Consider the following 23,722-nt stretch of genomic DNA (forward strand, 5'->3'; position numbering starts at 1 on the left):
CCCGTTCCTGTGCTGGCGGCGGGCGGGCGCGGACGGCAGGCAGGCAGGGACGGCGGGCGCGGTCGGGGCCGTTGTGCGGTCCGAGCGGATCCGGTCAGGGCAGGGGCACGGTGCCGACCGGGCTGCGGTGGTCGAACGCGATCAGCGGGTCACCGGTGAGCGGGTGGTCGACCACCGCGGCCCGCACGCCGAACACCTCGGCCAGCAGCTCCGGGGTGAGGACGTCACGCGGTCTGCCCGAGGCCACCACCTCACCCCGGTGCAGGACGTGCAGGCGGTCGCAGAGCGAGGCCGCGGCGTTGAGGTCGTGCAGCGAGATCAGGGTGGTCCGGCGCTGGGCGCGCAGCAGGGCGAGCAGTTCGACCTGGTGCTGGACGTCGAGGTGGTTGGTGGGCTCGTCCAGCACCAGGACGTCCGGCTGCTGGGCGAACGCCCTCGCCAGCAGCACCCGTTGGCGCTCGCCACCGGAGAGGGAGGCGAAGCTGCGGCGCTCGTGCCCGGCCAGGCCGACCTGGGCGAGTGCGTCGGCCACCGCCGCCCGGTCCCGGGTGCTCTCCCCGGCGAAGGCCCGCTGGTAGGGCGAGCGCCCCATCGCCACCACCTCGCGGACGGTGAACTCGAAGTCGCTGCCGCGCTCCTGGGGGAGTGCCGCGAGGTGCCGGGCGGCCTCCGCCGGCGCGAGTTCCCGAACGTCCCGGTCTGCCAGCAGGACACGGCCGGACGTCGGCTTCAGATGGCGGTAGACGGTGCGCAGCAGGGTGGACTTCCCGCTGCCGTTGGGACCGATCAACCCGGCGATCTCACCTTCCCCGGCGACCAGGTGGACGCCGGAGAGGATGCTGCGGCCGGAGAGGGTGACGGACACGTCGTCCACGGTGATTCGCATCATCGGTTCAGCGCTCCAGGCGTCGGTCGAGCAGGTAGAGCAGGGCGGGGGCGCCGATCAGCGCGGTGACGACGCCGATCGGGACCTCCTGCGTGTCGAGCGCGGTCCGGGCGACGGTGTCCACCACCACCAGCAGGACCGCTCCGGCCAGGGCGGAGACCGGCAGCAGGCGCCGGTGGTCGCCGCCGACCAGCAGCCGGCAGGCGTGCGGGACGAGCAGGCCGACGAAGCCGATCGCTCCGGAGACCGCGACCAGGACGCCGGTGAGCAGGCTGGTGACGACGAAGAGTTCACGGCGCAGCCGGACCACGTCCACGCCGAGTCCGGCAGCGGTCTCGTCACCCATCAGCAGGGCGTTGAGCGCTCGGGCGCGGGCCTGGAGGACCAGCAGGCCGAGTGCCACCGCTCCGGCCGGGATGGCGAGCTGGCTCCACTGGGCGCCGCTGAGGCTGCCCATCAGCCAGAACAGCACGCCTCTGGTCTGCTGCTCGTCCCCGGCCTGGAGGACCAGGTAGCTGGTGAAGCCGGACAGGAACTGGCCGATCCCCACGCCGGCCAGCACCAGCCGCAACGGGGAGAACCCGCCGCCGCGCCTGGCCATCGTCCACACCAGGGCGAAGGCGGCGAGCGCCCCGGCGAAGGCCGCGCCGGAGGCTCCGAATCCGATCGCGGACCCGGCGCCCGTGCCGAGGACGACGGCGGCGACCGCGCCGAGCGAGGCTCCGGAGGAGATCCCCAGCAGGTAGGGGTCGGCGAGCGGGTTGCGGACCAGGGCCTGGACGGCGGCGCCGACCAGGCCGAGCCCGGCGCCGACCACGGCGGCCAGCAGGGCGCGCGGGGCGCGGAGCTGCCAGACGATGAGGTCGCGCGATCCCGGCTCGGCCGCGCCTCCGGTCAGTCGGCGGCCCACCACGGACCAGACCTCGCCGACCGGGATGTCCACCGAGCCCAGTGAGACGGCTGCGGTCAGCGCGGCGAGCAGGGCCGCACCGAGCAGCGCGGCGACCACCCCGGCCCGTACGGACCGCAGGGCACGCCCGGTCCCTCCCCCGGTCCCTCCCGCCGCTCCGGCTTCGGACTCGGAGCCGGAGCCGAGCTCGGGATCGTCGGGACCGGGATCGTCGGCGTTGCCGCCGGGACCGGGGGCGTCGGGACCGGGGCCGGGATCGTCGCCCGCTCGGGTGGCGGCTGACGCCGCCATCACTTCACCAGGTCGGGGTGGACCGTGCGGGCGATCTGTTGCACGGTGTCGGCGTTGCGGACGCCGGCGATGGTGGTGACCTCGGAACCGATCCGGACGAAGTGGCCCTCCTGGACGGCCTTCAGACCCTTGGTCGCCGGGAAGTCCCGCAGGAACTGGGCGGCCTCGTCGAAGGCCTTGGCGTTCTCTGCCTCGCTCCCCCGGTTGCGGACGCCGAGCTGGATCCAGTCGGGGTTCTTGGCCACCACGTCCTCCCAGGCGACCGGCTTGAAATCGCCGTCGCAGTCGGCGAAGACGTTGCGCGCGCCCGCCAGGGTGATCACGGCGTTGGCCACCTGCTTGCCGCACACCGCCATCGGCTGTTTGGTCCCGGCGTCGAAGTCGAAGAAGAAGTACGTGGGCCGCCGGTCGGCCGGGACCGCCTTGACGGCGGCCTGGACGGCACCGGTCTTCTGCTCCATACCGGCGGCAAGCTCATCGGCCTTGGCGGACGTGCCGGTGACCGCGCCCAGGCGCTTGATGTCGGCCTCGACCTCGGAGAGGTCCTCCTGCGGACCCTTGCGGGTGGCGGCGCAGGCGGTGGAGTGCAGGTAGATGTGCTTGATCCCGGCCGCCGCGAACTCCTGCTCGGTGGGCGCGGAGCCCATCGCCCCGCCCATGCCACCGCCACCCATGCCGTTCATGGCGGCGAAGGTGTCGATGTAGAGGTCGGCGCCCGATCCGAGCAGCTTCTCCTTGGCGATCACCATCTGGCCGAGCACGGGCACCTTCGCCGCCGGGGCGGCGAGGTCGTCCGGCATGGTGCCCTTGCCGGGCGGGAAGCCGGTGCCTATCACCCGGTCCCCGGCGCCGAGCCGGAGCAGCATCTCCAGGCTGGAGGCGTTGCTGGTGACGATCCGTTTCGGAGCGGACGTGAAGGTGGTCTCGGCACCGCCGCAGTCCGCGACCTTCACGGGGTAGGCGCCGGCCCCGCCGGCCCCTCCTGCGGCCGCCGCGGTCGTACCGGTCGCGTCGCCGGACGGCCCGTCCGACGAGCCGCCGCTGCCACAGCCGGTGGCGAGCAGGGCCACGGCGGCGGCCAGGCCGCACAACACGCGAGAACGCATGGAACTCTCCTGGAAATCCGGGTGCACACGGGCCGCCGCTGCGGCCCGGACCAGGTAGTCGTACCGATCCGACGTGGAGTTCCCGTGCCCGGCGAGGATTTTCGCCGCGTGGATGCCCTGCCCCTCTCGATGTCCCTTGAGGTTCCTCGATCTCTCTTGAGGTCCCTTGAGGTCTTTCGATGCCCTCGTCCTTGTGGCGCTGGTTCAAGCCTGGCGCTCAGTCAAGCCTGCCGCTTGTCCGGACCTGGCCCTCACTTGCCCCTGCGCTCACTTGAGCAGGCCGTCCAGGAACGGGTTTCCGAACACCCGGTACGGGTCGTAGCGGTCCAGGGTGGCGACGGCCTCCTCCCAGCCGGGGCCGCCGCCCGCGCGGAGGCTGTCGGGGATGACCCGGCCCAGGACGTCCGGCTCCGCCCAGGCGGCATCGGCGGTGTAGGCCCAGCCCTTGGACCACTCCACCCGCAGACCGGCCCTGGTGCCGTCGAATGTCCGCAGCAGGAAGCCCTCCAGGTCCCGGCAGAAGCGGTGCAGCCCCGGTGTGTTCGGGAAGCTGAGGATGTCCAGCCAGACCGCGGTGTCCCACTCGGACCGGTCCTGGCGGGGCCGCAGTGCCGAGAGCAGCGGCGGACGGGCCCCGGGCACACCCGAGTGCGCCGGGTCGTCGAGGCCGGTCGTCCGGATCTCGACCGCGCCGTTGACCGGGTACTCGCCGCGGGCCTGGTACTCCGCCACCAACTGTTTGTAGTACCGGCTGAACTCGCTGACCACCCACTGCAGGTCGGCCCGCCGCGTGAGCACCGCGTAGCCGTTGGCGGTCACCCGCAGGGTGGTCGGTCGGACGTAGTGGAGCAGGTGGCGGGAGGCTCCCCAGAGGTCCGAGCGCAGGCCGTCGGCCAGCAGATGGGTGAGGACGTCGCCGGTGAGCAGGTCGCGCAGCAGCCCGCCGGAGAGCAGTACGTCGGTGAGGTCCCCGGTGAGGCCGATCGAGGCGACCAGGTACTGGAGTTGCCCGAAGACCGGGGCCAGCGCCCAGGAACCGCCGATCAGTTGGCCCGCCAGCTCGGCGACCGGCTGCGGGATGTTGTCCGAGAACGGGTAGTTGTAGGGCTCGCTGACCGCGCGGGCGGCGAACGGCCGGTTCGGGGTGACGCGCCAGGTCTTCAGCCACGGGTTGGCGGTGTAGGCGAACCAGATCGCCTCGGCCCGCCCGTCGCGGGCGACGAAGTCGGCGAAGGTCCGGCCGCCGGCGGCGGCGGAGCTGCCGGGTGCGGCGAAGAGTTCGGTGGCAGGGACGTCCAGCCGGCTGGTGCAGCGCAGCTGCTGGTCGGCGCCGACGCGCAGTTGCACCTCGGTGACGAAGGCCCGGCCGAGGTTGACCAGGAAGGCCGCACTGTCGGCCTCCGAACGGTCGAAGGTGCGCAGCACGTACCGGTCGGTGGCGGTGTCGTGGACGACGGCGGTGAGTGAGGTGACCTGGTTGCTCAGCGAACCGTATCCGTGCCCGGGTCGGGGTGTCTCGCCGGTGGCCGGGACGGCGGTGCCGTGACCGCCGATGGCGAGCACCCCGCCGACGGTCAGATCCCCCGGTGCGGGGCAGGCCGCCACGCCGAGGCCGCGCTGCCCGAGGAAGGCGAGCAGCTCTTCCATCCCGGCGCCCGCCTGCACCCGGATCGTCGAGGAGTCCACCAGGGACATCCCGGTGAGGTACTGGCTGGTGTCGACCAGCAGCACCCGGGCCGAGGCCGGTGTGCCGTCGGCGACGGTGAGCGGTGCCCAGCCGTGCCGGTGGCCCTGGGCCCGCAGCCGCCAGCCCGCCGACCGCGCCCAGTCGGCGAGTTCGGCCACCTGCTGCGGAGTGCCCGGTGCACACGTCCAGAGCTGGTCGGTGCGGATCTCGCCGGCCCAGTTCTCGAAGACCCGCTGGTAGGGGGTGACTCCGGACGGGAGGCCGGGCGGTGCGCTCCCCACTGCCCGGGCACTGTCCGCCCCCACGGTGCCGCGCAGCAGCCAGCCGACCCCGCCGAGCGCGGCGGAGGCTGCGAGCATCCCTCGTCTCGTCAGCCCTCCGCCGCCACCCGGCACGGCCTTCGACCCGCCCCGCCGGTTGTCCTCGAACACCCCGTCAGTCATGTTCTCCCCCAGTGTCCACGACGCCTTCAGGTACGGCCAGACGCTAGGACAGTGGGCCCACGTACGGCTATCGAACAGATCAACGATCACTCGTTCGAGGGAAAATGTCCCTCATCCGTGGGTAACGCCTACGGGAATTGATCCGAAGAACATACGACCCCTGGACGGCTGACGGTCAGAAGACCACCAGCGACCGCCCGCCACGCCCCTGCGCCATCCGCTCGAAGGCGTCCGGGATCTCCGCCAGGGCGATCCGGTCGGTGATCAGCGCCTCCAGGTCGAGCCGCCCGGCCCGGACGTGTTCCGCGAGCACCGGGATGTCCTTCGCCGGGTCGCTGTTGCCGTAGACGCAGGCCGTGAGGGTGCGTGCGAAGTAGAAGATCTCCAGGGCGGAGAAGGAGACCATCTCCTCCTTGCCCCCGATGCCGATCACCGTGGTCCGGCCGCCGCGCCGGGTCGCCGACCAGGCCGCCCGGATGGTGTCGGCGCGCCCGACGCACTCGAAGGCGTGGTCCGCGCCGTGGCCGCCGGTCAGCTTCCGCACCGCCTTCCCGGTCGTCCGGTCGTCGGCGAGCAGGAAGTCGGTCGCCCCGTGGCGCAGGGCGAGCTCCTCCTTCCCGGGGCTGACGTCGACGGCGATGACCGGACCGGCCCCCGCGATCCTGGCCGCCTGGAGCGTGGCCAGACCGACGCCGCCCAGCCCGTAGACGACCACCGACTCGCCCGCCCTGACCCGGGCGGCGTTGTGCACCGCACCGTAGCCGGTGAGCACGGCGCAGCCGAGCACGGCGGCCGAGTCCAGCGGTACGCCGGCGGGCAGCGGGACCAGCGCGCGTTCGGCGACCACGGTCTCCTCCGCGAACGCCGCCACGCCGAGTCCCGGATGGACGCCGGTGCCGTCGGCGAGCGAACCGTAGGTGGCTGCGGAGGCTTCGGCGGCACGCTCGCACAGCCACGGTTCGCCGAGCCCGCACAGGTGGCACGCCCCGCAGGCGGGCGCCCAGTTGAGCACCACCGCGTCGCCGGGCCGGACGGAGTTCACGCCCTCGCCGACCGCGGTCACGGTGCCCGCGCCCTCGTGGCCGAGGACCGTCGGTGTCGCGGTCCGCAGGGTGCCGTTGGAGAGCGAGAGATCGGAGTGGCAGACCCCGGCGGCGGCCAGCCTGACCCGGACCTGGCCCGGTCCGGGCTCGGGCAGCTCGATCTCGGTGAGCTCCAGCGGGGCTCCGACGGCGGTGAGCAGGACGGCGCGGACCATGGTGCTCCTTCAGGCAGTTGGTCGAACGGGTGGACGGGTGGCACAGCAGGTGGACAGGTGGACGCGGCAGACCGACAGCCGGCCGCACGGACACCCGGTCGGGACCGCGCGAGTACTGCGGCTGCCGCAGCCGACGGCTCAGTACTGCAGCGACTTGGTCTGCAGGAACTCCGCCAGCCCGTGCCGTCCGAGCTCCCGCCCCACCCCGGAGCTCTTGTACCCGCCGAAGGGGGCCAGCGGGTTGAAGCGGCCGCCGTTGATGTCGACCTGCCCGGTGTCCATCCGGCGGGCGAAGGCGGCGGCGGTCTCGTCGTCGGCCGCCCAGACGCCGCCGCCCAGGCCGTACTCGGTGCCGTTGGCGATCTCCAGGGCGTGCTCCTCGTCGCGGTAGGCGAGGATCGAGAGCACCGGCCCGAAGACCTCCTCCTGGGCGACCGTCATCCCGGGGGTGACGTCCGCGAGCACCGTCGGGCGCACGTAGTAGCCCCGGGTGAGCCCCTCGGGCGCCTCCGCGCCGCCCACCACCAGGCGCGCGCCCTCGGTGAGTGCGCCGGTGATGTACCCCCGGACACGCTCACGCTGCTTGGCGCTGACCACCGGACCGAGCCGGGTGGCGGAGTCGGCGGGGTCGCCGGGGACGAACTTCTCGGCGGCCTTGGCGGCGATGGCCACGGCCTCCTCGTACTGGTCCTCGTGCACCAGCAGCCTGGTCCAGGCGCTGCACGTCTGGCCCGAGTTGGCGAAGACGTTGGCCAGGTTGACGTTCACCGCACGGGTCAGATCGGCTCCGGGCAGCACCACGTTGGCGGACTTGCCGCCGAGCTCCAGCGCGACCCGCTTGATGCCGCGTCCCGCCACCTCGGCGATCCGGCGGCCGACGGCCGTCGAACCGGTGAAGGAGACCAGGTCCACCTCGGGGTGCTCGGCCAGGGCGGCTCCGGCGACCGGTCCACGGCCGGTCACCAGGTTGAACACGCCCGCCGGGAAGCCCGCCTCGTCGACCAGCCGCGCGAACAGCCGGGCCACCAGCGGGGTGTCCTCGGCGGGCTTCAGGACCACCGGGCACCCGGCGGCGAGCGCCGGGACCACCTTGGCCACGATCTGGTGCAGCGGGTAGTTCCACGGCGTGATCGCCGCAACGACCCCGACCGGCTCGGCGAACACCCGGGAGCCGCCGACCTGCTCCTCGAACTCGTACCCGGCCAGGATCTCCAGGTACGAACCGGCGACCGCGAGCGGCAACGCTGCCTGCACGGCGGTCGCGAACCCGATCGGCGCCCCCAGCTCGGCGACCACGGTCTCGGCGATCTCCTGCTGCCGGGCCACCAGGCCGTCCCGCAGCCGGGTGAGCGGCGCCAGGCGCTCCTCCCGGCCGGTCGCGCCCCAGGCCCGGGCCGCGGCCCTGGCGGCACGGACGGCGGCGTCGACGTCCTCGGCCCCACCGGCCGGGACGGTCGCGATGACCTGCTCGGTCGCCGGGTTCAGCACGGCGATGGTCTCCGCGGTGAGCGCGGGCCGCCACTCGCCGCCGATGTACTGATCCGAGTACTCCTGCACCGGTCCGCCCTCTCGTCCACCACCGGCCGGCCCGCACCCACGGACCGGCACACCCGATCGGCCACGTTCGGCCGCCGCCGGCCAGGCGGCCGACCGCCTTGACTAGCACCGCTAGTCAAGGCGGTCGAAGGTGCGCCGCGCAAGTGGGCCCGGGCGTGCCGAGCCGAAGTGTGCTGCCTCCGTTGCGGGGAATGGCAGCAGCAACCGTCCTGTCCGTACTGCTCCTTGCTGCTCCTTGCTGCTCCTTGCTGCTCCTTGCTGCTCCTTGCCGCTTCGTCCGGCGGCGCCTGCGGCAACGGGCATGATCGCCCCGCTGCCTGGGAGTTCCCTGGCCTCGCCGCGCCACGCCCGGATCGAACGGCTCCTGCCGGCCGTCGGATGTCCGACAGCCGGCAGGAGCCGTTCGAAGCAGGAGGGCCTGCGTGCGGGTTACTCGACGACGAGCTCGACCGGGATGTTGCCGCGGGTGGCCTTGGAGTAGGGGCAGACCTCGTGGGCCTGCTTGATCAGCAGCTCGCCGGTCTCGTTCTGGAGAGCCTCCGGCAGCTCGACCCGCAGGGTGACGGCGAGGCCGAAGCTGGTCTCGTCCTTGCCGATGGCGACCTCGGCGGTGACCGAGACATCGCTGGTGTCGACCTTCGCCTGGCGGCCCACCAGGCCGAGCGCGCTGGCGAAGCAGGCGGCGTAGCCCGCTGCGAACAGCTGCTCCGGGTTGGTGCCCTCGCCGCTGCCGCCGAGCGCGGTCGGCATCGCGAGCGGCAGGTCCAGCCGGCCGTCCGAGCTCACGGCCCGACCCTCGCGACCGTTGGCGGTGGCAACAGCGGTGTACAGCGCGTCCATGGGACTCGCCCCTCTCCCTCATCCGAGCTCGTCAGAGCCCGTCCGGACTCATCCGATCGGCGGCCCGACTGCCGGGCTGCCCGATGACTCAAGTAGAGCACACAACTAAATTGCGCACAACTAAAACGGGTGCGGTGCGGATATCCTGGGGGCATGAGCGCCGAGCCCACCACCGATCCGATCGCCCTGCCGGATCCGACCACCGACCCGCCGCAGGTGCCCACCGACCCGCCCACCGGTCCGTCGCAGGCACCGGTCGACCTGTCGCAGGTGTCCGCGGACCAGCTGCTCCGCCTGGACAGCCAGATCTGCTTCTCGCTGCACGCCGCCTCGCGCGCCTTCGGCGGCGTCTACCGGGTCGTCCTCAAGGACCTCGGGCTCACGTACCCGCAGTACCTGGTCATGTTGGTGCTCTGGGAGCACGGGGAGCTGCCCGTCAAGCAGATCGGCGAGCACCTGCGGCTGGACTCCGGCACGCTCTCCCCGCTCCTCAAGCGTCTCGAAGCCGGCGGACTGGTCCGCCGCGAGCGCAGCAGCGAGGACGAGCGGTCCGTCACCGTCCATCTCACGGACGCCGGCGCCGACCTGCGCGAGCAGGCCCTGCGCGTCCCGCACCGGATCGTCGCCGCCACCGGACTCCCGCTCGCGGAGATCACCGCCCTTCAAACGCTGCTGCGCCGCGTCACGGCCGCCCTCGACGCCGCCGACCTCGATGCCGTCGGCGTGGGCGCCGCCGAGCCGGCCAGTCAGGACGCCGCCACCCCGTAGCGGTCAGATGCCCATCCGGGCGGCGATGCCGTCGAGGACGCAGTCCAGCCCGACCCCGAACTGCCACTCCCGGTCGTCCTTGCGGGTGGCCTCGCCGGCGTAGCGGCGGTAGGCGGGGTAGCGCCCGGTCTCCAGCAGCCAGGTCATCCGGGACGCCAGTCCGGCCCTCGTCTCGTCACCACTGGACCAGCCCCGGTCCTGCATCAGCCGGAGCAGGCCGATCTCGGCGGTGACGGCCCCGTGCACATACGCGGTGACGGTGCGGAAGACGGCCATCATCGTGTCGGCGTCCAGACCCGGCCCGTCCAGCACGGTCAACGCCCGTTCTGCCACGGCCAGTTGATTCGGAGTCAGCGAAAGCACGCCGCCCCGGCCCATCCAGGGGTGGTCCAGCACCATGACCCGGGTCCGCTCGGCGAGGGCCCGCATGGCGCCCCGCCAGCCGACGGCCGGATCGGGGAGGTCCAGCTCGCCGTAGACGAAGTCGACCATCAGCTCGAGGAGTTCGTCCTTCCCCGACACATGGCGGTAGGTGGCCATGGGAGCGACACCCAGTTCGATGGCCAGGCGTCGCATGGTGACGGCGTCGATGCCCTCGGCGTCGGCGATCGCGACCGCGACCTCGGCGATCCGGTGGACACTCAGGGCCGCCCGGGGGGCGGGCGCCGGGCGCTCGATCCGCTCCCAGAGCGAGACCTGCGACTTCTCCGGCCTCCCCGACTTCCCTCTCTGCTCCTCCTCGGCGGGCATGCGTGCTGACTCCTTCCGACGGTTTCGTGTGTACACCGTATCAAGAGAGTAGACGCCGTACACGTCGTTGTGTACGTTGTATCTCGCAAGATACGCCGTACGCAGCGCCGTACGTACCGAGGGGGATCCCATGGACGCAAGCAACGACAGCCGCCTGAAGGTCGCGGTCATCATCGGCAGCACGCGCGACGGGCGCTTCGGCCCGACCGTGACCAGCTGGCTGCTCGGCCACACCGCCCGGCGCGAGGACATGGACGTCGATCTCGTCGACCTGACCGAGACCCCGCTCCCCACGGTCTTCCCGGCCTTCGGCCAGCCGCCGGCCGAGGGCACCGAGGAACTGCTCGCCGCGGTGTCGCCGAGGCTCGCGGCGGCCGACGCCTTCGTCATCGTCACGCCCGAGTACAACCACAGCTTCCCGGCTCCGCTGAAGAACGCCATCGACTGGCACAACCAGCAGTGGCACGCGAAGCCGATCGGCTTCGTCTCCTACGGCGGACTGTCCGGCGGCCTGCGCGCGGTCGAGCAGCTCCGGGTGGTCATGGCCGAGCTGCACGCCGTCACCATCCGCAACACCGTCAGCTTCCACAACTACGGCGACAAGTTCGACGCGGACGGCAAGGCGGTCGACCCCGCCGCCGACGCCGCGGCCGAGTCCATGCTGAACCAGCTGGCGTGGTGGGCCCATGCCCTGCGCGACGCCCGGAGCATCCGCCCGTACGCCGTCTAGCGCCGGACCCCGCTCCGGGATCGGATCCCGCCGGGGAGCACAGCCGCCCTCCGAAGCCGCCGTACGGTCAGGCCGTTCCGGAGGAGCCTTGTGCCGCAACAGCGCTGCGGCACAAGGCAGGTGCGAACACGGCGGTCTCGCGGGTGGCACCACCGCCCGACTCGGCGCGGACCCCGGGCCGTACGGCCGGACGCTCTCACCGACATCGACGGCCCTCGGGAGCCGTCGAGGGCGAGCCGCCGCGGAAGGTGGACCGACGGACGGTCAGTCCACGTACGCCATGGCCAGGCGGCAGCGCGCGCCCGAGGCCGGGAGCCGCTCCTCCTCGTCGGCCTCCGGGGCAGCCACCGTGAAGCCCAGCGGCAGCAGGTCGAGCCGTCCCCGTGCGGGTACCACCGACGGGCGGTTGACCGCGCGCCCGTTCGGCGATCCGTTGACGACGACGGCGAGTCGATTGCCCTCGATCATGACGCTTCGCTTCCTTCCGGATGTGCCGGCTCTGGTGGGCCTGCCGCCCACCTCTCCAGTGCAGCCCCACTCTGGCCCGTTTGCATCCGACCTTGACACTCGGACTACGCGAATCCGGTCGACCTTGACGACACCTTGACGAGTCGGCCCTGTTCGGCCGAAGCAGGCCCCCGGGCCGGGTGGTGGGGAGTCGGTTGCACAGCGGGCCGTCGGGCTGGCCTAGAGTGAGGGCGATGGACACGCTCACGCCCCGGAACCTGGCGGCCGGCAGCCGCCGGTGGGCCGGAGTTCGGGCGTTGGCCGTGCTGGCGCTGCTGCTCGGGCTGCTCGGGATGCACGCACTGGCTGATCCCGGTGGCGGCGTCATGGCGCATCCGGAAGCACACGCCCGACAGTCCGCGCCGCAACAGTCGGCGTCTCGGCAACCGGCGTCTCAGCAACCGACGCCACCACAGCTCGGGGCGCACCAGGCCGATCGGACGCCGGCGGGCGAGTCCGCGCCGCTGCTCGGGGCCGGTGACGGCCCGTGCGACTGCGACGGCCACCACCAGGCGCACGCCGGGGATATCTGCCAGGCCTCCGGCCTCGGTTCGGCCCCCGTCGTGCCGCCGCTCCGGCCGGTGCTCGACACCTCCTTCAGCGGGCCCGTCCCGTCCATCGCCGACGCACCGGCCCGGCTCACCGCCGGGCGCGGGCCGCCGTCCCTCGCCGCCCTCCAACTCCTGCGCATATAGGCCGGGCCGCTGCACCCTCGCGTGCACGCACGCCCATGTCCTCGTTCCTCCGGAACTTCAGCCACGCAGGAGTACTTCAGCATGTCCGCGTCTTCGCGCACGAACCGCCTGAACCGCACGAACCGCCTGAACCGCACGAGCCGTCTGAACGGCACGAGCCAGCTGAACCGTGCGAGCCGCACCAGCCGCACGGGCCGTACGCACATCCGCCGGGTCGCCCTGATCGGCGCGGCCGGCCTCGCGGCGCTCGCCCTCACCGCCTGCTCCAGCAGCGGCCCCGGCTCGGACCAGGCCGGTTCGTCCGCTGCCCCGGCCGCGTCGGTGGCTGCCTCCGCGTCCGCCTCGAACGCTCCGACGGGTGCGCCGGGTTCGGCGGCCGCCGGTGAGCACAACGCCGCCGACGTCTCCTTCGCACAGGGGATGATCCCGCATCACCGCCAGGCGGTCGCGATGGCCGAACTGGCCGCCGAACGCGCTTCGTCCACCCAGGTCAAGGAGTTGGCCGCGAAGATCAAGGGCGCCCAGGACCCGGAGATCGCCCAGATGAGCGACTGGCTGACCGGCTGGGGTCAGCAGGTGCCCGGTACCGACATGTCCTCGGCGATGCCGGGCATGGACCACTCGACGGGTGGCGCCGGCAGCTCGGCCGGTACGACCGGCTCCGGCCACTCGATGCCCGGGATGACGGGTGACGACGAGATGGCGAAGCTGAAGTCGGCGTCCGGCGCGGACTTCGACAAGGAGTTCCTCACCATGATGGTCGCCCACCACGAGGGCGCCGTGACGATGGCCGCGGACGAGCTCGCCAAGGGCGCCTTCCAGCCCGCCAAGGCGCTGGCCGGCTCGGTCAGCACCTCGCAGACGGCCGAGATCGCCGAGATGAAGAAGCTCCTCGCCGCAGGCTGAGCAGCCACGCCGGCGGTACGGCGGCAGTACTGGCAGGAGCGGCAGTAGCAACACGGTGGGGCACCGGCGTGCCCACAGGTGCCCCACCCACGCCACCCGCGACACCGATGCCACCCGCGCCCCGTGCCACCCGCGAAGCACTGTCCCACGCAAGGCTCACACAAGGGAGTTCCGTCTGCCATGTCCGCCGTAGCTGCGGTGCTGCACGCCCTGTCGATCACCGGGTCGATGACCTGGGAGATCACCTGGGCGCTGATCCTCGGGTTCCTGCTCTCCGCCGTCGTCCAGGCGGTGGTGCGCAAGTCGACCATCTCCGGACTGATGGGCGACGACCGGCCGCGTACGCTCGCGGTCTCCTCGCTGCTCGGCGCGGCCTCCTCGTCCTGCTCGTACGCGGCCGTGGCGCTGGCCCGTTCGCTCTTCCGCAAGGGCGCCGACTTCACCGCGGCGATGGCCTTCGAGATCGCCTCCACCAATCTGGTCATCGAACTCGGCGTGATTCTGGCGCTGTTGATGGGCTGGCAGTTCACGGCGGCGGAGTTCGTCGGCGGGCCCGTCATGATCGTCCTGCTGGCGGTGATGTTCCGGCTGTTCCTCGGCAGCAGACTGCTGGAGCAGGCCAGGGCGCAGGCCGACCGCGGGCTGGCGGGATCGATGGAGGGCCATGCCGCGATGGACATGTCGGCCCCCGGGGAGGGATCGTTCCGGCAACGGCTGCTCTCCCGGGGCGGCGTGACCGCGACCGCCCACGTCTTCGTCATGGAATGGGCGGCGATCTGGAAGGACCTCGTCGGCGGGCTGCTGATCGCCGGTGCCATCGCCGCCTGGGTGCCGGACTCGTTCTGGCAGGCGCTGTTCCTGGACGACCACCCGCTCGCGTCCAAGATCTGGGGACCGCTGATCGGCCCGCTGGTCGCGATCGCTTCCTTCGTCTGCTCGATCGGCAACGTGCCGCTGGCGGTGGTGCTCTGGAAGGGCGGTATCAGCTTCGGCGGGGTCGTCGCGTTCGTCTTCGCCGACCTGCTGATCCTGCCGATCCTGAACATCTACCGGAAGTACTACGGCGTCCGGATGGCGCTCTTCCTCCTCGGCACCTTCTACGCCGCGATGGTGCTGGCGGGCTACACCGTGGAGATCCTCTTCGGCGGGCTGGGCATCATCCCCGACCACTCGACGGCCAGGGTCCCCACGGGCGGGATCCGTTGGAACTACACGACCTGGCTGAACATCGCCTTCCTGCTGCTCGCCGCCCTGCTGGCGGTCCGTTTCGTACGGACCGGCGGAGTCGCGATGCTGCGGATGATGGGCGGTTCGCCGACCGCTGCCCCTGACCGTCAGTGAGCACACATCCCATCAGGTAACGCTTGCATCAAGACATAGTAAATACTAATTTTTCTAGTCGCAGTGGTCGCAGCCAACCGCCGCCGCCCACCGGCGTCTTGACCGCCCCCCCTCGGGCTGCACCCGCTCCGGCCGTACCCGCCGGCTGGACCCGCTCGGGCCGCACCCGCTTCGACCCCACGCACGTGACCGCACGCACTTTGACAGCACACCGAGGAGTGACACCCCGATGGGGAACCACCGCCGTCCCAAACCTGCCGGGCGCACCCGGACGACCATGCTGGTGGCGACCGCCGGAGCCGCCACCATCCTCCCGGCAGCCGCCGCCCATGCCGAGCCCGGAAAGAACATCGACCAGGTCAAGGCCCAGGTGGACAAGCTCTACGAGGACGCCGAGGTCGCCACCGAGCAGTACAACAAGGCCGACGAACAGCAGCAGCAGCTCCAGGGCGAGACGTCGAAGCTCCAGGACCGGCTCGCCGCGCAGCAGGCGAAGATCAACGAGCTGCAGACCACCCTCGGCGCCGTGGCCGCCGACCAGTACCGGTCCGGCGGGGTGGACCCCACGGTCCGGCTGATGTTCGACACCTCCCCCGAGGAGTACCTCCAGCGGGCCGGGCTCCAGGACCAGGCGAACGAACAGCAGGTGGCCGCGCTGCGCCTCGCCCGGCAGCTGCAGATCTCGATCGACCAGACCCGTACCGAGACCGCCGCCAAGCTGGCCGAACTCGAGCGCGCCCGGCAGACCCTGAACGAGAAGAAGGCGGGGGCCAAGTCCAAGCTGGCCGAGGCCCAGTCCATACTCGACGGCCTCCAGGCCGCCGACCGGGCCAAGGTCCTGGCCGACCAGAACGACGAGGCCGCCTCTCGCGGCTCCTCCCGCACCTCGCCCGGCGGCTCGTCGGCCTCCGGCGTCGGCGGCTCGTACACCGGCCCGGCGAGCGGCCGGGCCAAGTCCGCGCTCGACTTCGCGTACGCACAGATCGGCAAGCCGTACGAGATGGGTGCCGAGGGCCCCAACTCGTTCGACTGCTCCGGACTCACCCAGTCCGCCTGGCGCGCGGCCGGGGTGTCCCTGCCCCGGACCACCTGGGACCAGTGGAACGCCGGCCGCCACGTGTCGAAGTCCGACCTCCAACCCGGCGACCTGGTCTTCTACTTCGACGACCTGCACCACGTCGGGATCTACGTGGGCGACGGCAAGGTACTGCACGCTCCGCGCAAGGGGAAGAACGTCCAGATCGTCCCGATGGACGTCATGCCGTACATGGGTGCCATCCGGCCCTGAACCGGCGTCCTGCCGGTGTCTCCCGGACTTCCGTCGCCGCTCATCGGACGTTCGGACAACCGGGTTAAGCTGACCGGACGTTGACATCCCATCGGCCCACACAGAGGGACTTCATGGACATCAAGGGGGGAATCGGATGATCGCATTCAACCGGACAAGGGCACCGAAACGGGCCACCTGGGCCTTGGCGGCCCTGACCGCAGCCGCTGCCCTGACGGGCTCCCAGACTCTGCAGCTGTCCTCCGCGGCAGCCTCCGACACGGGCGCGAACGAGGCTGCGGCAGCCGGCATATCGGGCCACCCGGCCGACGGCGGGGCCCCCAGGCTCCTCCCGCAGCCCCCGGTCCGGCCGGTCGTCCCGCCGGGCGGCACCCTGCCGGGAACCGGCTCGGCGGCGACCGGGGCCGACCTCACCGGCGCCTCGCTGCCCGACACGGTCTTCACCGCCTACCGCAACGCGGAGAGCACCCTGGCCTCCACCACCCCCGGGTGCCACCTCAGGTGGCAACTGCTCGCAGGCATCGGCCAGGTGGAGTCCGGCCAGGCCAACGGCGGCCAGGTGGACGCCAACGGCACCACCTACACGCCGATCCTCGGCCCGGCCCTGGACGGCAACGGCTTCGCCGCCATCCCGGACACCGACGGTGGTGCGCTGGACGGCAGTTCGATCTGGGACCGGGCCGTCGGACCGATGCAGTTCATCCCCTCCACCTGGGCGACCTGGGGCACGGACGGCAACCACGACGGCAAGGCCGACCCCAACAACGTCTTCGACGCCGCACTCACAGCCGGCCGCTACCTGTGCGCGGGCGGACGCGACCTCAGCGACTCGGCACAGCTCGACCGGGCCATCCTCAGCTACAACTACTCGACGGACTACCTCAACACCGTCGAGAACTGGATGCGCCACTTCGAGTCCGGCGCCGCGGTGACGCCCGACCGGCCCGGTGACCCGTGGACGGCGCCGAAGCCGATCCCGCTGCCGACGCCGGCCCGGACGCCCGCCACCCCCGGCGGACCGGCCTCGCCCAGCCCGTCGCCCTCCCCGCGGCCGAGCTCGTCGCCGTCGGCCACCCCGAGCCCGTCGGCCTCGCCGACGAACCCGAGCACAAGTGCCAGTGCAAGTGCCAGTGCGAGCGCGAGCCCGAGTGCGAGTGCAAGTGCCAGTGCGAGCGCGAGCCCCAGTCCGAGCACGAGCGCCAGCCCGAGCCCGTCACCCAGTTCGTCCGCGAGCCCGAGCCCGTCACCCTCGGGCCCCGCCTGCCCGACGCCGACCGCGACCCCGTCGCCCACGCCGACCGGCAGCGCCTCGCCGTCGCCGTCTTCGAGCCCGACCGCGAGTCCGTCGGGCTCCCCGTCCGGCACCCCGTCCCCGAGCCCGAGCCCGTCGGCGGACGCCCTGCACCTGCCGGGCTGCCCGACCCCGACGGCGTCACCCTCCCCGAGCGGCTCCGCGACGCCCTCGGTGACCCCGGCACCGTCCCCGTCACCGAAGCACCACTGAGTCGCGACTCCAGCTGAGCCCCCGGGAACCCGAGCAGTTCCTCCCGGGGGCTCAGTGCCGTCCCGCCCGGTCAGCCGCGCACACCCCGGCCGGCGGACGCCAGGATGTCCGCCCCCGCGGGGTCGGCCGCCAGCGCCCGTTCGAAGTCGTCCTTCGGCAGCACCGTGTTCCCCGCGAGGACGACTCCGGCCGGCGGGCTGTCGTGGCCCTCCGGTTGGTCGTCCCAGAAGTTGCCGAGGAAGGCGACGTTCTCCAGCGGCGGCGTCACCCGGAGCACGATCGGCGTGTCACCTCGGTGGACCACGTTGCCCTGCACGGTCACCCACGCGGCGCCGTAGTCGGTGTAGAGGCCGAAGTTGTACGAGGTGACCGTGTCGCGGATGACGTTGCCCCGTACCAGGGTGCCGCTCGCGTAGGAGGAGCCCTGGCGGCCGTTGAGGTAGATGCCGCCCCCGTCGGCGAGCACCGTCATCGTGTGGTGGATCAGGTTCTCCACGATCTGCACCCGGGCCGCGCGGTCCCCGCCGACGACGATGATGCCGCAGTAGGGCACGTCGTGGATCTCGTTGTGCGCCACGGTCGCCTCCCGGGTGTCGACCACCCAGACGGCGGGCGTGCCGTGGTACTCGCGCCCGATCCGGCGGATCAGGTTGTGCTCCACCCTGGTGCCGGTGCCGGACTCGACGGCCAGCCCGCTGCCGGACACGTCCTCGATGACGTTGCCGAGGACCGCGTTGTCCCGCCCCGGGCCGAGCAGGGCGAGGGCTCCAGCACCGAGCCGGGTGAACGTGTTGCCCTCCAGCGTGATCCGCACCGCCCCCTCGAACCGGACGTTGGCGGGAAGCTGCTCGGGGCTGACCGGCACCGCCAGCCGGGCCATGCCCTCGGCGAGCTCCACCTTCTGGAGCGGTCCGCCGTCGTAGTAGCTGTTGCCGTGGAAGTGCAGGAACCCGCCCGGTCCGCTCGGCTTCGTCCAACCCGCGTCCGCGAAGACCAGACCGCGCAGCGTCACGTCGTGCAGCGGGTGGTCCTCGCTGCCACGGCCCACGACCAGTTCCTCCAGCACCGGTGCCACGATCTCGGCCTGCGCCGGGTCCTCCCCGGGCAGTGGCCGGTAGTGGAGGACGTGGCGGCCGGGGGTGGTCCGGTCGAGGGCGAAAGTGCCGGGCTCGGTCAGGAAGCTCGCGCTGTTCTCCGCCGAGCTCGGCATCCCCATGGTCTGCCAGACCCCCGTGCCGCTCTCCGCAGGCGGGGACTCGCCGACCCACTCGGCGTTGTAGAGCTCGCGGGCCCGGCCGAAGCCGGGCTGGGCCAGGGTGATCGTGCTGGACCGCTCGTCCCCGGTGATCCCGGCGACCTGGCAGCGGGCCTCCGACCAGGGGTAGACGCCCGGGTAGACGAACTCGATGCTCGCCGGGTCCTGCCAGCTCTGCGGGACCGTGCTGTCCGTGACGTAACCTGTCTCCGTTTTCGTCACAGTACCGGGAATTCCGGGGCTGATCGCCGCCCGGGCGGCCCGGCGGCCGTCGACGTAGAGCTGCCGGGTCTCCAGGTCCCCGACCTCGGCCCGCCAGCTGCCGCCCTGGCCACCGCCCCGGCCACCGGGCCGCTCAGTGGGCCGCCAGCCGGTGATCCGGCGGCCGCCGCTGATCACCGCCTCTTCCCGGTCCGCCGTGCCGTGGCCGTAGGCCTGGTAGACCACCCGATACCCGTTCTCCCCCGAGTCCCCCTCGTCCCCGCTCAGCACGAACGGCTCGGTGAGCACGTAGGTACCGGCTCGCAGACTGACCACCAGATCGGCGGAGAGCGACGCGGTGCGAGCACGGACGGCCCGCTGCGCGGCGGGCAGCGTGGCGAACGGCCGCTCGAACGTGCCGGGCCACGAGTCCCGCCCCCAGGGCGCCACGTAGAGCTGGCTCTCAACCATGAATCAACCTTCCCCAAAGGTGTTTATGGCATACACACTGGTGTACACCATAAACGCACCGATAAGCTGGGTGTCAAGCACCGGGAGGGATGGGCATGAGTGGCGAGAACACGCCCGACGGCACCACGGCGGCCGATCCGGCACGCACGATCGAGCTGCTCTGGGGCGCGGAGGAGAGCCGGGACCGGGCCGGGTTGAGCCTGGACCGGATCGTCCGGGCGGCCCTGGAGATCGCCGACGCCGAAGGTCTCGCCGCGCTGTCCATGCGACGGGTGGCCGAGCGGCTGGGCTTCACAACAATGTCGCTCTATCGACATGTTCCGGGCAAGGCGGAGCTGGTCGAGCTCATGCGGGACGCGGTCTTCGCCGAACTGGACATCGCCGCACTGGAACCACCGGACTCACCGGAGTCGGCAAGGCCGGCAGGGTCGGCAGGGTCGGCAGAGCCGGACGACGGCAGCTGGCGGAGCGGCCTGGAGGCCTGGGCGCGGGCACACTGGGCGCTGCAGCTGCGGCACCCCTGGCTCTCCCGCACGGCCGGGAGCCGACGGCTGCCCGGGCCGAACATCATGGCGGACTACGACCGCGCCCTGCGGATCGCCGAGCGGACGGGGCTGCGCGCGGCCGAGGTGGTCGCAGTGGTCTCGCTGGTCGGCGGTTTCGTGAACACCGCCGCCCAGCAGGTGCACGACCACCTCCGGGAGGAACGGGACTCCGGTGTCTCGCACGAGCAGTGGTGGCGCAGCCAGGACGGGCTGATCGAGCACATGCAGTTCTATCCAGCGCTGGGCCGGCTCTGGTTGGCCGGCGGGTTCAACCCTCCCGAGGACCCGTTCGACTTCGGCCTCGCGCGGACCCTGGACGGCGTCGAGCTGCTCATCCGGAGCCGCCGTGACGAAAAGGGTGACGCAACCGAGCCGGCGGCCACCGGCCACTGCGCGGTCTGCGGGAGTCCGCTCGCGGGACCCGTCCGGGGTCGGCCGCGCGACTACTGCTCCCGCGCCTGCCGCCAGCGCGCCTACCGCCTGCGCCACGCCACCCCGTCGGCCTGAACGCGGGACCCGTGGATCCGACCACGCCACCCCGTCGGACCGAACGCACGAGGCGCGAGGGACCGCACGAACCCGCACCTCCGTGGAGGGCAGGTCGCGCAGTTCCTCGCGCCTGTGGAGCTTCTGCCCGGCTACCGCCGGTGGATCCGGCTCAGCCGACCGCGCTCTTGGCCTCGTCCGACTTCACCGGGGCGGCCTCGGAGGCCTCGGACGCCTCGAACGCCTCGGGAGCGGCGGCGAGCTCCTCGCGCACCTGGGCGAGCGACGGGTTCTGCCAGGAGCTGCGGACGCCCCAGTAGTAGAAGGCCAGGCCGAGCGCAGCGACGATCAGCAGGTCCCAGCCCTCGGGCAGGTAGCCGTGACCGCCGAAGTCCGCGCTGCCCGCCCAGGAGACGGCCGACATCACCAGCAGGTAGCCGACCATCCAGCACCCGGCGAGCAGGTGCGGCTTGAGCACGGCCCACGGCTTGCGCAGCTCGTACCAGGCCCAGATCGGCAGACCGACGGCCATCAGCAGGATGACCTTGCCGGTGAGCGGCCACTTGGCCCAGTAGAGCACCAGCGAGCCGAAGACCATGGCGACCGGCGCGATGACCGGCATGGCCCGCAGCTTGACCGGGCGCGGCAGGTCCGGCGCCAGGCGGCGCAGCGACATCACGGCGACCGGGCCGGTGATGTAGGAGATCACGGTGGCCACCGAGACGATCGAGGCGAGCGAGCCCCAGCCGCGGAAGACCGCGAGGAACAGGAAGGCGATCACCAGGTTGAGCAGCAGTGCCGGGCGCGGGATGCCGGTCTTGCGGTCGATCCGACCGAAGATCGACGGCAGGTGGCCGTTCTCCTGGACACCGTGGATCATGCGCGAGGTGGTGGCGGCATAGATCATGCCGGTACCGCTCGGGGAGATGAAGGCGTCCGCGTAGAGCAGCATGGCGAGCCAGTTCAGGCCCCAGGCCAGCGCCAGGTCGGCGAGCGGGGACTTGTAGCTCAGGCTGCCCCAGCCGTTGGCCAGGTCGCCGGACGGGACGGCGAGCAGGAAGGCCAGCTGGAGGGCGATGTAGATCACCAGGGCGATCAGGATCGAGCTGATCACGGCCTTGGGGAGCGACTTGCCCGGGTTGCGGGCCTCACCGGCCAGGTTCAGCGGCGACTGGAAGCCGTTGTAGGCCCAGACGATGCCGGAGGTGGCGACCGCCGTGAACACCGCGCTCCAGCCGTTGGGGGCGAAGCCGCCGTGGTCCTGGAGGTTGTGGGTGTCGAAGTGCGACAGCAGCAGGGCGCCCGCGGTGATGGTGGGCACGACCACCTTGAAGACGGTGATCGCCGTGTTGGTCTTGGCGAACAGCGAGATCGCGAACCAGTTCAGTACGAAGTACCCGATCAGCAGCACGCTGGCCAGGGCGACACCGCTGACGGTGAGCTCCGTGCCGTCGTACAGGCCCTTGGCCCAGCCGAAGTGCCAGGAGCTCATGTACTGCACGGAGGCGGTCGCCTCACCCGGGATGACCGAGACGATGGCGATCCAGTTCGCCCAGGCGGCCAGGTAGCCGGCCAGCGAGCCGTGCGAGTACTGGCCGTAGCGGACCATGCCGCCGGCCTTGGGGAACATCGATCCGAGTTCGCTGTACGTGAGAGCGATCACCAGTGCGACGGCCGCACCGATCACCCAGGCCAGCGTCGCGGCCGGGCCGGCCAGCTTGGCGGCTCTCTCGGCACCGAACAGCCAACCGGAACCGATGATCGAGCCGAGGCCGACCGCGGTGAGGCTGATGGTTCCGAGTGAGCGGCGGTAGTTCTGGTCTGACCGCGTTGTCGGCTCAGGCGCGCTCAATGTGTCGCCCCTTCGGTTTGGTCGCCAGGGCCTCCGGATGAGGCTCCTGTCCTGGTCGGCACCGGCCAGGAAACGACGTCGAACCTCAGCCAGGCAACGCGGAGCAGAATAGGCGACCAACTCGGACTAAATGCTCATATCAAGCTCAAATCATTCGATCGTTGCCATCTTGTGTCCGATTACCGGTTGCCTCGTTCATGGTGTATCTGCCAGGTCGGAAGGGTCCGCCCGACCGGATCGGACGGCCCGCGCACAGGGGGGTCGCCGGGGACGCCCACGGGCGGCGGGGCTCGGCCGCGAGGGCCGGCCGACACCCTGGCGATCAGCCGCGACGCGGTGGTGATCGTGATGACCATGATGGCGACGGTCATCGGGAGCAGTGCGGCGCCGCTCGGGAAGGCGCTCAGGCCGAGGACCTGCTGAAGGTAGAGGTTGAGGAAGAACCGCATCGGCACCCAGGCGGCGGCGAGCAGGAACTGGGCGACGTTGGCGGCGGCCAGGTTGGGCGCCCTGAAGATGTCCAGGCGCATCAGCGGCTCGCGGCGCTTGGACTGGACGACCAGGAAGACGGCGATCAGGACGACGACTGCGGCCAGCACCAGCAGGGTGGACGCGGATCCCCAACCGGCCTCGGGGGCCCGGACGATGGCGTAGACGGCGGCGGCCAGGCCGACGGTGACGGTGAGCGCGCCGAGCAGGTCGATCCGACCGCTGCGGCGGCCGGTGGCGGGCATCAGCCTCGGCGTCGCGACCAGTGCCACGACGGCGACCGGGATGTTGATCCGGAAGACCCAGGGCCAGCTGATGTATTGGGTGATCGCCCCGCCGAGGAACACGCCGGCGGTGCCGCCGGCCGGGGCCGCGGCGCCGTAGAGGGCGAAGGCCTTGGCGAGCTCCTTGGGGTCGTGGCCGAAGAGCATCATCAGCAGGGTGAGCGCGGAGGGGGCGATCAGTGCCGCGCCCGCGCCCTGCACCGCGCGGCTGACCAGCTCGACGGTGACGTTGTCCGCCAGTCCGGCGGCCAGCGAGCCGACAACCAGGACCGCCCAGCCGGTGCCGAACAGCTTGCGTGCGCCGAACAGGTCCGAGAGGCGGCCGCCCAGGAGCAGCAGTCCGCCGAAGGCGACCACGTAGGCGTTGAAGACCCAGGACAGGTTCTCCTGGGTGAAGCCGAGGTCGCCCTGCATCTCGGGCGGCGCGACGCCGATGATCGACGTGTCCATGATGACCATGAACTGGGCCGCCGCGATCAGCCAGAGGGCCTTCCCACGGCTCGAGTCGGGCGAGGTTCCGGGTGCGGACATCGCAGGTACCCAATACCGGCTTGGGGTATATCGACGGGAGGAACATAGCACCGCTCGACCGGGAACGACATGGCTGGGAACGGTGAATGCGTGAGCGGGGGTTGGGCGCGAAACAAACCCCCCAGGGGTACTTGCTCAGTC

The 23,722-nt window shown here is 71.7% G+C and carries 19 protein-coding genes and 1 pseudogene; 8 read left to right on the forward strand and 12 right to left on the reverse strand.

The features are described from left to right. Nucleotides 1-94: 94 nt before the first annotated feature. The 7 genes from ACFC1R_RS26710 to ACFC1R_RS26740 form a co-directional block, all read right to left on the reverse strand. Nucleotides 95-886, reverse strand: coding sequence for an ABC transporter ATP-binding protein (locus ACFC1R_RS26710; RefSeq protein ID WP_375942847.1), 792 nt, complete (start codon nucleotides 884-886; stop codon nucleotides 95-97). A 7-nt stretch (nucleotides 887-893) separates the two neighbouring features. Further along, the gene (locus ACFC1R_RS26715) at nucleotides 894-2,087 is read right to left on the reverse strand and encodes a FecCD family ABC transporter permease (protein ID WP_375942757.1); all 1,194 of its coding nucleotides are present in this window, start codon (nucleotides 2,085-2,087) and stop codon (nucleotides 894-896) included. Continuing rightward, nucleotides 2,087-3,193 carry an ABC transporter substrate-binding protein gene (locus tag ACFC1R_RS26720; protein WP_375942759.1) on the reverse strand — a complete coding sequence of 369 codons (1,107 nt, stop codon included), beginning with the start codon at nucleotides 3,191-3,193 and terminating at the stop codon, nucleotides 2,087-2,089. Before ACFC1R_RS26720 ends, ACFC1R_RS26715 begins: the two co-directional genes overlap by 1 nt. A 267-nt stretch (nucleotides 3,194-3,460) precedes the next feature. Then, nucleotides 3,461-5,239, reverse strand: coding sequence for a cholesterol oxidase substrate-binding domain-containing protein (locus tag ACFC1R_RS26725; protein WP_375942849.1), 1,779 nt, complete (start codon nucleotides 5,237-5,239; stop codon nucleotides 3,461-3,463). 259 nt (nucleotides 5,240-5,498) lie between these two features. Continuing rightward, nucleotides 5,499-6,581, reverse strand: coding sequence for a Zn-dependent alcohol dehydrogenase (locus ACFC1R_RS26730; RefSeq protein WP_375942761.1), 1,083 nt, complete (start codon nucleotides 6,579-6,581; stop codon nucleotides 5,499-5,501). Between the two features lie 138 nt (nucleotides 6,582-6,719). Beyond that, complete coding sequence (locus tag ACFC1R_RS26735) at nucleotides 6,720-8,138, reverse strand: aldehyde dehydrogenase family protein (protein ID WP_375942763.1); 1,419 nt, start codon at nucleotides 8,136-8,138, stop codon at nucleotides 6,720-6,722. A 429-nt stretch (nucleotides 8,139-8,567) separates the two neighbouring features. Beyond that, nucleotides 8,568-8,978, reverse strand: coding sequence for an organic hydroperoxide resistance protein (locus ACFC1R_RS26740; RefSeq protein ID WP_375942764.1), 411 nt, complete (start codon nucleotides 8,976-8,978; stop codon nucleotides 8,568-8,570). Between the two features lie 153 nt (nucleotides 8,979-9,131). On the opposite strand from ACFC1R_RS26740, the gene ACFC1R_RS26745 reads away from it, so the two are divergent. Next, nucleotides 9,132-9,746 carry a MarR family winged helix-turn-helix transcriptional regulator gene (locus ACFC1R_RS26745; protein WP_375942766.1) on the forward strand — a complete coding sequence of 205 codons (615 nt, stop codon included), beginning with the start codon at nucleotides 9,132-9,134 and terminating at the stop codon, nucleotides 9,744-9,746. Nucleotides 9,747-9,749: 3 nt separating this feature from the next. On the opposite strand, the gene ACFC1R_RS26750 is transcribed toward ACFC1R_RS26745, so the two are convergent. Then, nucleotides 9,750-10,496, reverse strand: coding sequence for a TetR/AcrR family transcriptional regulator (locus tag ACFC1R_RS26750; RefSeq protein WP_375942768.1), 747 nt, complete (start codon nucleotides 10,494-10,496; stop codon nucleotides 9,750-9,752). A 130-nt stretch (nucleotides 10,497-10,626) separates the two neighbouring features. On the opposite strand from ACFC1R_RS26750, the gene ACFC1R_RS26755 reads away from it, so the two are divergent. Then, nucleotides 10,627-11,226, forward strand: a complete 600-nt coding sequence (locus ACFC1R_RS26755) for an NADPH-dependent FMN reductase (protein ID WP_375942770.1) — start codon at nucleotides 10,627-10,629, stop codon at nucleotides 11,224-11,226. A gap of 264 nt (nucleotides 11,227-11,490) precedes the next feature. Here ACFC1R_RS26755 and ACFC1R_RS26760 read toward each other — a convergent pair whose 3' ends face one another. Continuing rightward, nucleotides 11,491-11,694 carry a hypothetical protein gene (locus ACFC1R_RS26760; protein ID WP_375942772.1) on the reverse strand — a complete coding sequence of 68 codons (204 nt, stop codon included), beginning with the start codon at nucleotides 11,692-11,694 and terminating at the stop codon, nucleotides 11,491-11,493. 233 nt (nucleotides 11,695-11,927) lie between these two features. On the opposite strand from ACFC1R_RS26760, the gene ACFC1R_RS26765 reads away from it, so the two are divergent. The 5 genes from ACFC1R_RS26765 (at nucleotide 11,928) to ACFC1R_RS26785 (ending at nucleotide 17,467) form a co-directional block, all read left to right on the forward strand. After that, nucleotides 11,928-12,428, forward strand: a complete 501-nt coding sequence (locus ACFC1R_RS26765) for a DUF6153 family protein (protein WP_375942774.1) — start codon at nucleotides 11,928-11,930, stop codon at nucleotides 12,426-12,428. Nucleotides 12,429-12,509: 81 nt separating this feature from the next. Then, nucleotides 12,510-13,334 carry a DUF305 domain-containing protein gene (locus ACFC1R_RS26770; RefSeq protein WP_375942776.1) on the forward strand — a complete coding sequence of 275 codons (825 nt, stop codon included), beginning with the start codon at nucleotides 12,510-12,512 and terminating at the stop codon, nucleotides 13,332-13,334. 180 nt (nucleotides 13,335-13,514) lie between these two features. Then, on the forward strand, nucleotides 13,515-14,675 hold the full coding sequence (locus ACFC1R_RS26775) for a permease (RefSeq protein ID WP_375942778.1): 1,161 nt from the start codon (nucleotides 13,515-13,517) through the stop codon (nucleotides 14,673-14,675). A 229-nt stretch (nucleotides 14,676-14,904) separates the two neighbouring features. After that, nucleotides 14,905-15,963: an NlpC/P60 family protein gene (locus ACFC1R_RS26780; protein ID WP_375942780.1), complete on the forward strand. Its 1,059-nt coding sequence runs from the start codon at nucleotides 14,905-14,907 to the stop codon at nucleotides 15,961-15,963. Between the two features lie 136 nt (nucleotides 15,964-16,099). Then, nucleotides 16,100-17,467, forward strand: coding sequence for a lytic transglycosylase domain-containing protein (locus ACFC1R_RS26785; RefSeq protein WP_375942782.1), 1,368 nt, complete (start codon nucleotides 16,100-16,102; stop codon nucleotides 17,465-17,467). A gap of 70 nt (nucleotides 17,468-17,537) precedes the next feature. On the opposite strand, the gene ACFC1R_RS26790 is transcribed toward ACFC1R_RS26785, so the two are convergent. Next, the gene (locus ACFC1R_RS26790) at nucleotides 17,538-19,394 is read right to left on the reverse strand and encodes a right-handed parallel beta-helix repeat-containing protein (RefSeq protein WP_375942783.1); all 1,857 of its coding nucleotides are present in this window, start codon (nucleotides 19,392-19,394) and stop codon (nucleotides 17,538-17,540) included. 95 nt (nucleotides 19,395-19,489) lie between these two features. Between ACFC1R_RS26790 and ACFC1R_RS26795 the strand changes: the two genes are divergently transcribed. Next, the gene (locus ACFC1R_RS26795) at nucleotides 19,490-20,446 is read left to right on the forward strand and encodes a TetR/AcrR family transcriptional regulator (protein WP_375942785.1); all 957 of its coding nucleotides are present in this window, start codon (nucleotides 19,490-19,492) and stop codon (nucleotides 20,444-20,446) included. 151 nt (nucleotides 20,447-20,597) lie between these two features. Here the strand turns inward: ACFC1R_RS26795 and ACFC1R_RS26800 are convergent, their stop codons facing one another. Both ACFC1R_RS26800 and ACFC1R_RS26805 read right to left on the reverse strand, forming a co-directional pair. Beyond that, nucleotides 20,598-22,277, reverse strand: a complete 1,680-nt coding sequence (locus ACFC1R_RS26800) for an APC family permease (RefSeq protein ID WP_375942787.1) — start codon at nucleotides 22,275-22,277, stop codon at nucleotides 20,598-20,600. A 299-nt stretch (nucleotides 22,278-22,576) separates the two neighbouring features. Beyond that, nucleotides 22,577-23,581, reverse strand: a pseudogene (locus ACFC1R_RS26805) (MFS transporter); the annotation flags it as partial. Between the last annotated feature and the right edge of the window lie 141 nt (nucleotides 23,582-23,722).

It is taken from the genome of Kitasatospora sp. NPDC056138 (genome assembly GCF_042264695.1).
Taxonomy (GTDB): domain Bacteria; phylum Actinomycetota; class Actinomycetes; order Streptomycetales; family Streptomycetaceae; genus Kitasatospora.